Annotated in this window: 10 protein-coding genes; 3 read left to right on the forward strand and 7 right to left on the reverse strand. The window is 71.6% G+C overall.

Annotation, left to right across the window (positions count from 1 at the left end):
• Positions 1–18: 18 nt before the first annotated feature.
• From AB0F56_RS17810 to AB0F56_RS17830, 5 genes are all read right to left on the reverse strand, one after another.
• Positions 19–3,054, reverse strand: coding sequence for a glycoside hydrolase family 38 C-terminal domain-containing protein (locus tag AB0F56_RS17810; protein ID WP_362010159.1), 3,036 nt, complete (start codon positions 3,052–3,054; stop codon positions 19–21).
• 39 nt (positions 3,055–3,093) lie between these two features.
• Positions 3,094–4,365 (reverse strand): glycosyl hydrolase, encoded by a 1,272-nt coding sequence (locus AB0F56_RS17815; RefSeq protein WP_362010162.1) that lies wholly within the window; start codon positions 4,363–4,365, stop codon positions 3,094–3,096.
• A gap of 17 nt (positions 4,366–4,382) precedes the next feature.
• Positions 4,383–5,237, reverse strand: coding sequence for a carbohydrate ABC transporter permease (locus tag AB0F56_RS17820; RefSeq protein ID WP_362010165.1), 855 nt, complete (start codon positions 5,235–5,237; stop codon positions 4,383–4,385).
• 2 nt (positions 5,238–5,239) lie between these two features.
• Positions 5,240–6,112: a sugar ABC transporter permease gene (locus tag AB0F56_RS17825; protein WP_362010168.1), complete on the reverse strand. Its 873-nt coding sequence runs from the start codon at positions 6,110–6,112 to the stop codon at positions 5,240–5,242.
• 85 nt (positions 6,113–6,197) lie between these two features.
• A complete protein-coding gene (locus AB0F56_RS17830) occupies positions 6,198–7,484 on the reverse strand; it encodes a sugar ABC transporter substrate-binding protein (RefSeq protein ID WP_362010170.1) in 1,287 nt (428 codons plus the stop codon).
• A gap of 169 nt (positions 7,485–7,653) precedes the next feature.
• On the opposite strand from AB0F56_RS17830, the gene AB0F56_RS17835 reads away from it, so the two are divergent.
• The 3 genes from AB0F56_RS17835 to AB0F56_RS17845 all read left to right on the forward strand — a co-directional run bounded on the left by AB0F56_RS17835 (position 7,654) and on the right by AB0F56_RS17845 (position 12,187).
• Positions 7,654–8,673 (forward strand): LacI family DNA-binding transcriptional regulator, encoded by a 1,020-nt coding sequence (locus tag AB0F56_RS17835; protein WP_362010172.1) that lies wholly within the window; start codon positions 7,654–7,656, stop codon positions 8,671–8,673.
• A gap of 110 nt (positions 8,674–8,783) precedes the next feature.
• A complete protein-coding gene (locus AB0F56_RS17840) occupies positions 8,784–11,249 on the forward strand; it encodes a discoidin domain-containing protein (RefSeq protein ID WP_362010175.1) in 2,466 nt (821 codons plus the stop codon).
• A 158-nt stretch (positions 11,250–11,407) separates the two neighbouring features.
• Positions 11,408–12,187: a hypothetical protein gene (locus AB0F56_RS17845; RefSeq protein ID WP_362010178.1), complete on the forward strand. Its 780-nt coding sequence runs from the start codon at positions 11,408–11,410 to the stop codon at positions 12,185–12,187.
• A 19-nt stretch (positions 12,188–12,206) separates the two neighbouring features.
• On the opposite strand, the gene AB0F56_RS17850 is transcribed toward AB0F56_RS17845, so the two are convergent.
• Together AB0F56_RS17850 and AB0F56_RS17855 are read right to left on the reverse strand one after the other, a co-directional pair.
• Positions 12,207–12,905: an HAD family phosphatase gene (locus AB0F56_RS17850; protein ID WP_362010181.1), complete on the reverse strand. Its 699-nt coding sequence runs from the start codon at positions 12,903–12,905 to the stop codon at positions 12,207–12,209.
• 74 nt (positions 12,906–12,979) lie between these two features.
• Positions 12,980–13,462 carry an Lrp/AsnC family transcriptional regulator gene (locus AB0F56_RS17855; protein ID WP_362010184.1) on the reverse strand — a complete coding sequence of 161 codons (483 nt, stop codon included), beginning with the start codon at positions 13,460–13,462 and terminating at the stop codon, positions 12,980–12,982.
• Positions 13,463–13,466: the final 4 nt, after the last annotated feature.

The following is a 13,466-nucleotide window of genomic DNA, read 5'->3' on the forward strand; positions in this document are numbered from 1 at the left end:
CTTCCGTATCGACGCCCTTCACCCGCGCTGGCCCGACCGCGCGAAGCGCAGTGTGACCAGCTCGAAGGGGCGCAGGGACAGCTCCACGTCCCCGTCGGGCGCCAGCTCGGTGAGGGGGCGCTCCAGGAGATCGCACACCGTCACGGCGTCCCAGCCGAAGTCGGTGGTCAGGCGGGTCCGGGCCCGCCCGCCCCGGGACTCGTAGAGCCGGACCACCACGTCGCCGCTCCGGTCGTCGGCCAGCTTCACGGCGCTGACCACGACGGCGTCGTCGTCCACGACGGCCAGCGGCAGGACCTCCGCGACCCCCGGAACCACACGCTCCGGAAGGTTGATCCGGTACCCCTCGCGCACGGCGTCGCCGACGGAGGCGCCCGGCACCAGGGCGTGCCGGAACCGGTGCACCCCCTGGTCGGTGTGCGGGTCGGGGAAGCGCGGGGCGCGCAGCAGGGACATCCGTACGGTCGTCGTCGTGCCGCCGTCCTCGGGCCGTACGGTACGGGTCACGTCGTGCCCGTACGTCGAGGCCGTCACCAGGGCGACGCCCCAGCCGGGCTCCTCGAAGTGGACGAACCGGTGGTTGCAGGCCTCGAACTTGGCCGCCTCCCAGCTGGTGTTGGTGTGCGTGGGCCGGAACAGGTGGCCGAACTGGGTCTCCGCCGCGTACCGATCGGTGTGCAGGTCGAGCGGGAACGCCGCCTTGAGGAACTTCTCCGTCTCGTGCCAGTCCACCTCCGTGTCCAGGTCGAGCCGCTTCGCCCCCGCCGCGAGCCTCAGCGTCTGCACCGCACGCGAGGCGCCGAACGTCCGCGTCACCCGTACGGAGACAGCCCGCGGGCCCTCCTCGGCGAGCACCACCTCGTCCGCCTCCGTCAGGTCCGTGACGGTGTTCCGGTAGAACTGGTCGACGTCCCAGGCGTCCCACATGTTCGGGAAGTCGGGGTGGATCTGCAGCAGGTTCGCCGCCGCGCCCGGGGCCAGCGTCTCCCGGCCGGTCGCCAGGTCGACCACCGACACCACCAGGCCCCGCCCGTCCACCGTCACCCGCAGCAGCCCGTTGTCGAGGACGAACCCGCCGCCGGGCCGCGCTTCCGCCGTGGCGTCGGCCGAAGCCGCCACGACGGCCCCCGCCCCGCCCGCCGGGACGCCCGCGCGCGCGTGCGGGGCCGCGTTGAAGACCAGCTCGCCGCCCGCCACCGGGTCGCCGGCGAGGACCCGCTGCGCCCGGTCGACGATGCCGTTCAGCTCCTCGGCGACCGCCGCGTACGTCCGCTCCGCCTCCCGGTGCACCCACGCGATCGAGGAGCCGGGCAGGATGTCGTGGAACTGGTGCAGCAGCACCGTCTTCCAGATCCGGTCCAACTCCTCGTACGGATAAGGCACTCCGGACCGTACGGACGCGGTGGCCGCCCACAGCTCGGCCTCCCGAAGGAGGTTCTCGCTCGCCCGGTTGCCCTGCTTGGTCCGCGCCTGACTCGTCAGCGTCGCCCGGTGCAGCTCCAGGTACAACTCGCCCACCCAGACGGGCGCGTGCGGATACTCCGCCTCCGCCTTCGCGAAGAACTCCGCGGGCTGCTCCCAGCGCACCCGCGCCGAACCCTCCAGGTCCCGCAGCCGGGCCGCCTTCGCGACCATCTCGCGCGTTGTGCCGCCACCGCCGTCGCCCCAGCCGGTCGGCGCGATCGAGTGCCGGGCCCGCCCCTTGTCCTTGAAGTTGCGGACCGCGTGCGCGATCTCCTTGCCCTTCATCGAGCAGTTGTACGTGTCGATCGGCGGGAAGTGCGTGAAGATCCGGGTCCCGTCGATGCCCTCCCACCAGAAGGTGTGGTGCGGGAAGGAGTTGACCTGGCTCCACGAGATCTTCTGCGTCAGCAGCCACTTCGACCCGGCCGCCTTGATGATCTGGGGCAGTCCGCCCGCGAATCCGAAGGTGTCCGGCAGCCACGCCTCCTCGTTCTCGACACCGAACTCCTCCAGGAAGAACCGCTTGCCGTGCACGAACTGACGGGCCATCGCCTCCGACGACGGCATGTTCGTGTCCGACTCCACCCACATGCCCCCGGCCGGCACGAACCTGCCCTCCGAGACCGCCTTCTTGACCCGCGCGTACACCTCGGGACGGTGCTCCTTGATCCAGGCGTACTGCTGTGCCTGCGACATCGTGTAGATGAAGTCCGGCTCGTCCTCCAGGAGCGCCGTCATGTTCGCCGTGGTCCGCGCGACCTTGCGGACGGTCTCGCGCAGCGGCCACAGCCAGGCCGAGTCGATATGGGCGTGGCCCACCGCGCTGATCCGGTGCGCCGACGGCTCGGCGGGCGAGGCCAGCACCTCCGCGAGACGTGAACGGGCCGCGGCCGCCGTCCCGTTCACGTCCTGGAGGTCGACCGTGTCCAGGGCGCTCTCCACGGCCCGCAGGATCTCCCAGCGGCGGGCGCCGTCCACCGGCAGCTCCGCCATCAGCTCGCCGAGCACCTCCAGATCGATCACCAGCTGCCACACGGTCTCGTCGAAGACCGCCAGATCCATCCGCGCGAACCGGTACTGCGGGGTGTCGCCCGCCGTCTCCTTCTCACCCAACTCGGTCGGCAGGAAGGGGTGGTAGTCCAGGATCACCGGATTGGACGCGGCCTCCACATGCAGCAGCACCTCCTCGCCACCGACCGCCCGCTCGGCGATCCGCACCCACTGGTTGCGCGGATTGAGTCCCTTCACCGGCGAGCCGTCCGGCCGGTAGACAAGACCCTCGCACTGGAAGCCGGGCATGTTCGCGTCGAAGCCCAGGTCGATCAGCGCCTCCACCGTCCGGCCCGCCCACGCCTCCGGCACCACCCCGGAGACGGTCAGCCAGCTCGTACCCCAGGGCGCGCCCCAGGGGTCACCTGCGGCGATCGGTGTGCGCGGGGCGGCGATGCCCTCGGCCACCGGCACGGGTTCGTCGGGCGCGGTCCAGATCCCCACCTCCAGGGGTACGGACTCCGGGTGGATCGCGGGGCGGATCCGCTCCTCCAGGACGCGCTTGAGACGGGACTCGGTCAGGGTGCGGTCGTCATGCATGCAAGTCGCTCCATCACGTGAGAGAGAACGTGGTCGTCGTCAGGTCAGGTCGACGTCGTCGACGGAGACCGTCTCGGTGATCCCGCGTGCGCTGAGATGATCGCGGTCCGAGGCGCGCGACGCCAGTACGACCGCAGGCCGCGCGCCGTCCGCCGCGAGCCGCATGAAGGCCTCGAAGAAGGCCCCGCCCGGCGCGCACGTCGAGCGTTTCGGCGCCTCGTCGGGCAGGTCGAGGACGAGCGCCGTGGCCCGTGGAAGAGGCCGGTGGTGTGCCCGGGCGCGGACCTCGGCGACGGCCTCGGAGAGCGCACGCCCGGCCGGTTTCACCTCCCGCCCGCTGGTCAACAGGCCCAGGCTGTACTCCAGTTCGGGGAAGTCGGCGAGTGACCGGTCGACGTCGTGGGAGCACCACCAGGTCACGCCCCAGAGGTCCGGGCAGTCGAGAGCCGCCGCCACCGTCGTACGGGTGAAGGCGGCGGCCCGGTCGGGCGCGATGAGCGGGGCGGGCGCCCCCACCTCCTGGAGCCACACCGGGCGCGCCGGGTCGTCGGCCCAGGCCTTCGACAGCTCGATCAGATAGGCGGCGTGCTGCCCGGTCGCGACGGAGTCGGCGCCGTGGCGCTGGGCGGTGCCGTTGAAGACCCAGGAGTGGACGGCCGTGACCGCGCCGAGCCGGGCCGCCTGGGCCGGGGTGAAGGGGTGGTCGTCCAGGTACCAGGCGGCGTCGTACTCCGCGTGCAGATGCAGCCGTCCGGGCGCGCCCCGCTCGCACGCCCCGAGCATGCGCCGCAGCCACCTCTCGGCCTCGGCCGGCGTGATCCGGTCCGGATCGGGGTGCGGGTCGCCCGAGAACTGGTTGATCTCGTTGCCGAGCGTCATGCCCAGGAAGTTCGGCCGGTCCGCGAGGGCCGAGGCCAGGGTGTGCAGATAGGCGGCCTGACCGTCGAGGACCTCCGGGTCGGTGAACATGTTGCGCCGGTGCCAGGTGAGCGTCCAGGAGGGCCGGAAGTCGAAGCTGGACAGATGGCCCTGCAGCCCGTCGACGGCCACGTCCAGGCCCCGCTCGGCCGCCGCGTCCACGAGCGCCACCAGCTGCTCGACCGCGCGCGGGCGGATCAGGGTGCGGTTCGGCTGGAAGACGGGCCACAGCGGGAAGACCCGGACGTGGTCCAGGCCGAGGCCGGCGATCGAGTCCAGATCGGCGCGGACCGGGTCGAGGTCGAAGTCCAGCCAGTGGTGGAACCAGCCTTGGCTCGGGGTGTAGTTGACGCCGAAGCGAGGGGTGTCGCGTGCAGCGGGCGTGCTCGGCATGGGTTCCTTTCCCCAGGTCATCCCTTGATGGCGCCTTCCTCGACGCCCTTGAAGAAGAACCGCTGGAGCGCGGCGAAGACGGCCACGATCGGCAGGAAGGCGATCATGGTCCCGGCCGCTATGAGCCGCGGATTGGCGGTGAACGTGCCGTCGAGGTACTGCAGTCCCACGGTGAGCGTGTACCGCTCGGGGTCGTTGAGCACGATCAGCGGCCACAGGAAGTCGTCCCACGCCCCGATGAAGGTGAAGATCACCACGACGCTCAGCATGCCCCGGACGTTGGGAACTCCCACATGGACCAGGCGCTGCCACACGTTCGCGCCGTCCACGAGCGCGGCGGCGTCCAGCTCGGGTGGGACGGCCTGGAAGGCCGTGTACATCAGCAGGACGTTCAGCATGGCGATCGCCCCCGGTAGCGCCACCCCGAGCAGCGTGTCCGTCAGGCCCATGCTCCGTACGGTCACGTACTGGGAGACGATCGTGACCTCTCCGGGCAGCACCAGCGTGGCCAGGAACAGGCCGAGCACGAGCCGCGCGCCCCGGAAGCGCAGCCGGGAGAGCGCGTAGCCGGCGAGGGTGGCCCCGACCACGTTGCCGAGGACCGCGATCGCCGCGACCGTCAGCGAGTTGAGGGCGTACGTCCAGACCGGGATGGTGTCGGCGACCTGCGCGTAGTTGGAGAACGTCGGGTCGCTCGGCAGGAAGTCCGGTGTACGGGAGTACACGTCCTCGCCCGGTCCCTTGAGCGAGGTGGACAGCTGCCAGAGGAACGGGCCGACCGTGAGCAGCAGGACCAGGAGGAGCAGCGCGTAGCGGGCCGCCCGCGCGGCCGGGCCGGGTGTGCCGAAACCCCGTGAGGCTCGTACGGGCATGGTCAGGACGCCTTCCGGTTCAGCCGGGCGAGGAGCAGCATCGGGCCGACGGTGATCACGAAGAGCAGCAGGCTCAGGGCGGAGGCGTAGCCGATGTGCCCGGAGAAGCCGCGGCTGTACATCTGGATGAGCATGACCACCGACATGTCCCGGCCGCCAGGACCGCCGGTGCCGTGGGAGAGGACGTACAGCTCGGAGAAGACCCGCAGGGCGGAGACCGAGATGAGGACGGAGACGAGCATCATCGTGGTCCGCACCCCGGGCAGGGTGACGTGCCAGAAGCGGCGCACGGCGGACGCGCCGTCGACGGCGGCGGCCTCGTGCAGCTCACGGCCGACGTTCCCGAGCGCGGAGAGGTAGATGACCATGTAATAGCCGAGGCCCTTCCACACGGTCAGGGCGATGGCGCTGAAGAGCAGCAGCCAGCGGTCGGTGAGGAAGTCCACCGGCCGGTCCGCGAGGCCGAGTTGGCCGAGCATCCCGTTGAGGAGCCCCCGGTCGTCCAGGAGCCAGCCCCAGATCAGGGCGACCACGACGGCGGAGGCGACCACCGGGGTGTAGAAGGCGGTACGGAAGAAGGTGATGCCCGGCAGCTTCTTCTCCACGAGCAGCGCGAGCAGCAGCGGAAGCAGGGTCAGCAGGGGCAGGCAGATCAGCAGATAGACGATGCTGTTGATCAGCGCGTCGGTCAACTGCTCGTCGTTCAGGGCGCGTTCGTAGTTCTCGAGACCGGTGAACCGGCCGCCGCCCAGCGGCTTGGCGTTGGTGAACGACAGGATCACCGTGTTGAGGGCGGGCCACAGGTTGAAGACGAGGAGCCAGACGACGGCCGGCGCGGCGAGCAGCCACGGCGTGAACCAGCGCCGGTGGGTCATGGGGTGCCTTCCGGGTGGGGGAGCGGCGCCGGGGGAAGTCGGCGCCGCTCGCGGTCCGGTGTTCGTTCCGTGATCGGTCCGGTGGTCAGTCCTTGAGGAGCTGGTTGGCGCGTTCGACCGCGGTGTCCAGGGCCTCCTTCGAACCGGCCTGGCCGTTGAGGGCCAGCGCGATCTGCTGGTTGACCACCGTCTTGATCGCGTCGTTGGCCTGGACGGGCTCCAGCATCGTGGCCTTCGCCAGCGAGCCGAACGCGGTGACCTTGGCGTCCCCGGCGTTCGTCCCGTCGCTCTTGCTGAAGAAGGGGTCCGAGGCGGAGGCCTTGGTGGACGGGAAGATGCTGGTGAGGTGGGCGAACGCGGCCTGGTTCTCGGCGTTGGTGACCCAGCGCGCGAGCGCGAGCGCGGTGGCCCGGTTCTTGGTCGCCTTCGAGACCGACAGGCCCTGGACGTACAGCGGCGGGGTGCCCATCGCGGGGGAGGAGACCACCTGCGGCGCGAGGCTCGGGTTGTCCGTGGCCAGCGAGGTGATGTAGTTGCCGCCCGCCGTGGTCCAGGCGGCGGTGCCGGAGGAGAACAGCTTGGTGTTGCCCGCGTACGTCTCCGTCAGCACGTCCTTGGGCAGCAGCCCCTCCTTGAACGCGGCGCGGTAGGTGTCCAGGAGGGCGGCGGCCTCGGGGGTGTTGAAGGTGAAGCTCTTCCCGTCCTCGGACATCAGCTTCACCCCGGCGTTGGCGAAGTCCATCAGCCCCGGCTTGCGGCTCATCAGATAGACCGAGCCCTTCGACTTCTCCTTGACCGTCCTGGCCGCCGCGATCAGCTCGTCCAGGGAGGCCGGCGGCTTCTTCGGGTCCAGGCCGTAGCGGGTGAGCAGCGTGGAGTTCCAGTAGTTGACGTCGGTGTTGAGGTACCAGGGATAGCCGTACGTCCCCTGGTGGCCGGCGAAGGTGTACGCGGCGGTGCCGCCCTCGACGTAGTCGGCGCCCAACTTCGGGTCGGCGCCCGCCACGTCGAGCAGCATGTTCTGCTTCACCAGCGGCAGCGCGAAGTCCGGCGGCAGGTTGACGACATCGGGCAGGGTGCCGCCGGCCGCCTGGCTGAGCACCTTCTCGGAGTAGCCGTCGCCCGGCTGGTCGAGCCACTCGACCTCGACGCCCGGGTGCTGCTTCTCGAAGGCGTCGATCACGCCCTCCACGTACGCGGTGAACTTCGGCTTCAGGGCCCAGGTCTGGAGGGAGACCTTGCCCTTGACCTCGGTTCCGCCGCCCCCGCCGGCATCGTCCGAGCCGCTCGGGTCGCCGAGGCCGCAACCGGCGAGGGTCACCGCGGCGACCGCGGCCACGGCCAGCCGTATCCAGTGGCTGCTTGTTCGCATATGAGGGGTCTCCCGGTCTGTGCTGGCGGACTGTGCGGACGTACGGAACGCATTACTAAACCGGTCTAGCGATGGGGGACTATGCTCCCGCTACACTCCGCTGTCAAGACACTGCGCGCGCATCGGAATCGGGTGAGACCGGCCGTGCGCGAGACCGAGGGGGCGCCGCGTGGCCAGACCGACGATCGCCGACATCGCCCGCCGGGCCGGGGTGTCCAAGGGCGCCGTGTCCTTCGCGCTCAACGGCCGCCCGGGGGTGAGCGACAACACCCGCGCCCGCATCCTGCGGGTCGCGGAGGAGATGAACTGGCGCCCGCACAGCGCCGCGCGCGCCCTCGGCGGAGCGCGGGCCGGCGCGGTCGGCCTCGTCCTGGCCCGCCCCGCGCGGACCATCGGCCTCGAACCCTTTTTCAGCCAGCTGCTCAGCGGACTGCAGGCCGGACTCTCCACCCGCGGCACGGCGCTCAACCTGCTGGTCGTCGAGGACACGGCCGCCGAGATCGAGGTCTACCGGCGCTGGACCTCCGAGCACCGCGTCGACGGCTTCGTCCTGGTCGACCTCCAGGTCCGCGACCCCCGGATCCCCGTCCTCGAAGAGCTCGGCGTGCCCACGACCGTCCTCGGCGGCCCCGGCCGGCACGGCAGCCTGCCCAGCGTCTGGGCCGACGACCGCGAAGCCATGGTGTCGATCGTCGACTACCTCGCCGCCCTCGGCCACCGCCGCATCGCGCACCTGGCCGGGCTCCCCGCCTTCCAGCACACCCAGCGCCGCATCCGGGCCGTGCGGGACAGCGCCCGGCGGCTCGGCCTCACCGAGGCCGTCTCGCTGCCGACGGACTTCAGCGACGCCGAGGGCGCCGCCGCCACCCGGGCCCTGCTCGCCCGGCCGCAGCGGCCGACGGCGATCATCTACGACAGCGACGTGATGGCCGTCGCCGGGCTCGGCGTGGCCACCGAGATGGGTGTGGCCGTCCCCGGCGAGCTCTCCCTCGTCTCCTTCGACGACTCCGCCCTCGCCCGCATCGTCCACCCCTCCCTCACCGCGCTCTCCCGCGACACCTTCGCCCTCGGCGAGCAGGTCGCGCGGGAACTCCTCGCGGTCGTCGACGACCCGGCCTCGGCGCGGGACGTCAAGAACCCGACACCGCGCCTCACCGTCCGTGAGTCCACGGCACCGCCCGCCCCTTGACCCGTTCGACTAAAGCCGTTTAGCCTCCGGCCTCGAAGCACCGCACGCTCGTACCGCCGCACTTCCGTACGCCCAGCACCCCCACCCCTCCCGCTGGACCGGAGAACCGGATGAGACGACACCTGCCCCTGCTGACGGCCGCGGCGCTCTTCGCCGCCCTGCTCGGCCTCGCGCCCCTCGCACCGCCCGCAGCACACGCCGCGCCTACCCCCGCGCCCGCTCCCACGCCTGCCTCCGAGGCCGCCCCGGCCGCCGCCGGCGACCAGCCCTACGCCTCGTACTGGCACCCCGACACGATCCTGAACTGGGACCCCGCCACCGACCCCGACGCGCGGTTCAACCGCTCCCGCGTCCCGCTGAAGCCCCGCGTCTCCGACCCGGCGCTGAAGGCCAACGCCAACGCCCGCGCGGGAGAGGGGAAGATCGCCTCGCTGGTCTCCTTCGGCCCGACCTCGAACAACCCCTCACAGGGCTCCACCAACCCGCACTACTACGCATTCGGGCACTGGCAGTACATCGACAAGCTGGTCTTCTGGGGCGGCTCCGCGAGCGAGGGCCTGATCCTCGCCCCGAACGCGACGGTCATCGACGCCGCCCACCGCAACGGCGTCAAGGTCTACGGCACCGTCTTCTTCCCGCCCACCGCCTATGGCGGCCAGATCCAGTGGGTCCGCGACTTCGCCCAGAAGTCCGGCTCCACCTACCCCGTCGCCGACAAGCTGGCCCAAGTCGCCCAGCACTACGGCTTCGACGGCTGGTTCATCAACCAGGAGACGGCGGGCGGCGACGCGGCCCTCGCCACCGAGCTCCGCAACGAGATGCGGTACGCCCGTTCCCTCGGCCCCGTCGAGTTCATGTGGTACGACGCGATGACCGAGTCGGGCGCGGTGAGCTGGCAGGACGCGCTCACCTCCGCCAATGACTCGTTCCTGCAGGAGGGTTCGCAGCGGACCTCCGACTCGATGTTCCTCGACTTCGGCTGGAGCGCCTCGGGCCTGAGCAACTCCCGTACGCTCGCGCGCAGTCTGGGCCGCAGCGAGTACGAGCTGTACTCGGGCATCGACACCGAGGCGAACGGTTCCAACACCTCCGTCCCGTGGGCCTCGGTCTTCCCCGCCGGACAGCCGCACGTGACGTCGCTCGGCATCTACCGCCCCGAATGGACCTTCACCTCGTCCAGCGGCCGGGCCGACTCCCATGCCCGCGAGGCCCGTTACTGGGACGGCGCCAACGGCGACCCGTCGAACACGACCACGACCTCGGCCTGGAAGGGGCTCGCGCACTACATCCCCGAGTCCTCGGCCGTCACCGCCAAGCCGTTCGTCACCTCCTTCGGCGCGGGCCAGGGCGACTTCTACAACTCCGGTGGCGTCCGCGTCTCCTCCACGGGCTGGAACAACCTCTCCCTCCAGGACGTGCCGCCCACCTACCGCTGGCTGGTCACCTCCACCGGCTCGAAGCTCACCCCGTCCATCGACTTCGCCGACGCCTACGAGGGCGGCTCCTCGCTGCGGCTCACGGGCACCCTCGACGCGGTGAACACCGTGCGGCTCTACCAGACGAGGCTGCCGGTCGCCGCCGACACCAAGTTGTCCGTGGTCCTGAAGACCCCGGCGGCCGGCCCCACCCGGCTGAAGGCGGCCGTCTCCTTCACCGACGCGCCGACCACCTTCACCACCCTCGACCTCGGCTCGACCACCACCACCGGCTGGGAGCGCAAGACCCTCGACCTCTCCGCCTTCGCCGGCCGGACCATCGCCCAGATCGGCCTGGAGGCCGCCGGCTCCGTCCCCTCGTACGACATCCGCGTCGGCCAACTCGCGGTCCACGACGGTGCCGTGGACTCCGCCGCCGCCCCGACCGGCGTCACCGTGCTCGGCGCCACCGACCTGAACGCCACCGCCAAGTCCCTCCGCCTGGCCTGGACGCCCTCCGCCTCGGGCTCCGTCCACCACTACGAGGTCTACCGGCGCAACGCCGACTCCACCCGTACGTACCTCGGCGCCACCCCCAACGACGCCCTCTTCGTCCCCCGGCTCGACCGCGCCGGTACGGAGACGTCGACGACCCTCGACGTGGAGGCCGTCTCCACGGAGTACGGCCGCTCACCCGCCGCCACGACCACGGTCGCCTGGTCGGCGGGCGGTACGGAGTCCAACCTCGCCCTCGGCCGCCCGGCGACCGCGTCCGGCCAGTGCAACGGCAACGAGACCCCGTCCAAGGCGGTCAACGGCACCGTCTCCGGAGGCACCACCGACAAGTGGTGCACGACCACCTCCGCGAAGTGGCTGGAGGTCGACCTCGGCGCCGTCCGCACGCTCGACCGCCTCACGGTGAAGCACGCGGCGGCCGGCGGCGAGAACGCGGCCTGGAACACCCGGGACTTCACCCTCCAGGTCCGCGGCTCCACCGCCGACCCCTGGACGACCGTCGCGAACGTCACCGGCAACACGGCGGCCACCACCACGCACCCGGCGGGCAGGACGGCACGCTACGTACGCCTGGACATCACCCGCCCCACCCAGAGCACGGACCCCGCCGCACGGATCTACGAGCTGGAGGCCTGGGGGTCCTGACGGGCGCTCCGACGTGTTCCTTGCCCCGGTGCGCCGCCGCGCGTACCGGGGCAAGGCCACGTCCGGCACGGCGCGGAGCTGAGTACCCGTACTCATGCCCACCGCCGACCGGAGCGGGACGATGACCGGAACTCGGTGAGCGTCGGAGTGGGGGCGGCATGAGCAAGGTCGTGGGCGCGTTCGTGGTCGCGGGGGCGGCCGTCCTCGCGCTGGTCGTGGCCTACGCGGTCGGAGCGCCGCCCGGCCTGGTCCTGGGGGTCGGAGCGGGCGTCCTCGGGCTGCTGTGGCTCCTGCTGCTCCTCACCGCCCCCTGGAACCTGTACTTCCGGGCCCACGCCGTCCGGGCCGAGATCGCGCTCAGCCGCGAGAAGGGCCTCACGGTCTCCAAGGAACGGGACGCCGAGGCCTCCCGGATCGCCCGGCTCATGCTGCGGGTCGCGGTCGCCGGCCATCTCCTGAGCGCCGTCGCCGTGGTCCTCGGCACGCTCGCGACCGGACGCGCGGCGGGCTGGTGGTTCGCCGGCCTCTTCGTCCTGAGCACCTTCCTCCGGCCGACGGGCGCCTGGTTCGCGCAGCTGCGCCGCCGCCTCGGGGTGCTGCTCCGGGACGTCACGTACCCCCGCGACGACGTGGTCGAGCTGCGCGCGCGGGTGGACCGTCTCGAGAATGGTGCCCAGGTCCTGGAGGGCAAGGCGGAGGAGCAGTACCGCGCCCTGGCCGAACTGCGGCGCACGGTCGACGCGTCGGGCCTCTCCGCGCACCGGCGGGCCGACGACACCGACCGCAGGATCGCCGCACTGGCGCGGGAGTTCGAGGCCACGGTCAACCGCCTCACCGACAACGAGGAGATCATCGCCGGGCTGAAGGCGTTCCTCCGGCTCCTGCGGTCCACCGCGGACGAGCCGGGCCTCCCGGCGCAGGGCCGGCCCGGCGGCTGAGGCGGGAGGCTTCCCGCCGTCAGGCGGGCTCGACCGATTCCAGCTTGAGCAGGCGCAGCGCCGCCCCCGCCGTGAACTCCGCCTGACCGCCCCGGAAGAGCAGATCGGCCGCCAGGAACGCGGGGTCGTCCGCCGTCGCCGCCACGTACGGCAGCGCCACGCACCGCATGCCCGCCGCCCGCGCCGCGAGCGCACCCGGCGCCGCGTCCTCGAACACCACGCACCGCTCCGGTGCCACGCCGAGCCGTCGCGCCGCCTCCAGGAAGACATCGGGCTCCGGCTTCCCGCGCTCGACCTCCTCCGCCGAGACCAGCGTCGTCAGGAACGCGTCCAGGCCGGTCCCCGTCAGGACCGCCTCGATCGCGGCACGGGACGAACCGGAGGCCACCGCCATCGGTGTCCCCGTCGCGTACAGCCGTTCCACGAGCGTCCGCATTTCCGGGTAGACCGGGGTCGAGGCGCGCGCCAGCTCGAGATAGGACCGGTTCGTGGCGTCGAGCAGCTCCTCGACCGGCGCCTCGATGCCGTAGTGGGCGCCCAGGATCTCCAGCGACTCCAGCGTCCCGATCCCGATGAAGGCGGTGTGCCGCTCCCAGTCGAAGTCCGTGTCGCCGGCGAAGGCCGTGAGCGTCCGCCGGGTGGCCTCGTAGTAGTTCGGCTCGCTGTCCACCAGCGTTCCGTCGAGATCGAAGACGACCGCAGTCGGAGAGGTGCTCATACGGTCAAGCATCTCAACCCGCGCACACCGCCCCCAGGACCGAAAGTCCCTGGTCCCCGACCCGGCAACCCCCGTCAGCCCTTCCGGGCCGACCCCCGCCCGACCGACTCCACCAGCGGAAGCAGCCGGTGCGCCACTCGCTCGCGCAGCGCCATCTCCGTACGGGTTCTGACGACGCCCGGCAGCTGGATCAGCCGCTGGATCACGTCCTCCAGGTGCCCGTTGTCCCGGGCCACCACCCGGGTCAGCAGATCCCCGCCGCCGGTGATCGAGAACGCCTCGACGATCTCCGGCACGGCGGCGAGCGCGTCCCCGACCTCGTCCAGATGACCCTGGGTCACCTCGATGTGGACGAACGCGAGCACGGGGTGGCCGAGCGCGGCGGGGGAGAGGACGGGGCCGGTCGCCGTGATCACGCCGTCCCGCTCGAGCCGGTCGATCCGGGCCTGCACCGTGCCCCGGGCCACCCCGAGGATCCGGGCGTACTCGCGCACACTGGTGCGCGGCTGCTCGATCAGCAGCCGCAGGATCCGGGTGTCGAGCTCGTCCACCGCCATGGTC

Source organism: Streptomyces sp. NPDC026092, assembly GCF_040638605.1.
GTDB lineage: Bacteria > Actinomycetota > Actinomycetes > Streptomycetales > Streptomycetaceae > Streptomyces.

Bases quoted from the DNA above. Each gene is read 5' to 3' on its own strand.
- AB0F56_RS17815 (WP_362010162.1), bottom strand. From the start codon at position 4,365: ATGCCGAGCACGCCCGCTGCACGCGACACCCCTCGCTTCGGCGTCAAC.
- AB0F56_RS17840 (WP_362010175.1), top strand. From the start codon at position 8,784: ATGAGACGACACCTGCCCCTGCTGACGGCCGCGGCGCTCTTCGCCGCC.
- AB0F56_RS17825 (WP_362010168.1), bottom strand. From the start codon at position 6,112: ATGACCCACCGGCGCTGGTTCACGCCGTGGCTGCTCGCCGCGCCGGCC.
- AB0F56_RS17830 (WP_362010170.1), bottom strand. From the start codon at position 7,484: ATGCGAACAAGCAGCCACTGGATACGGCTGGCCGTGGCCGCGGTCGCC.
- AB0F56_RS17820 (WP_362010165.1), bottom strand. From the start codon at position 5,237: ATGCCCGTACGAGCCTCACGGGGTTTCGGCACACCCGGCCCGGCCGCG.
- AB0F56_RS17850 (WP_362010181.1), bottom strand. From the start codon at position 12,905: ATGAGCACCTCTCCGACTGCGGTCGTCTTCGATCTCGACGGAACGCTG.
- AB0F56_RS17845 (WP_362010178.1), top strand. From the start codon at position 11,408: ATGAGCAAGGTCGTGGGCGCGTTCGTGGTCGCGGGGGCGGCCGTCCTC.
- AB0F56_RS17855 (WP_362010184.1), bottom strand. From the start codon at position 13,462: ATGGCGGTGGACGAGCTCGACACCCGGATCCTGCGGCTGCTGATCGAG.
- AB0F56_RS17810 (WP_362010159.1), bottom strand. From the start codon at position 3,054: ATGCATGACGACCGCACCCTGACCGAGTCCCGTCTCAAGCGCGTCCTG.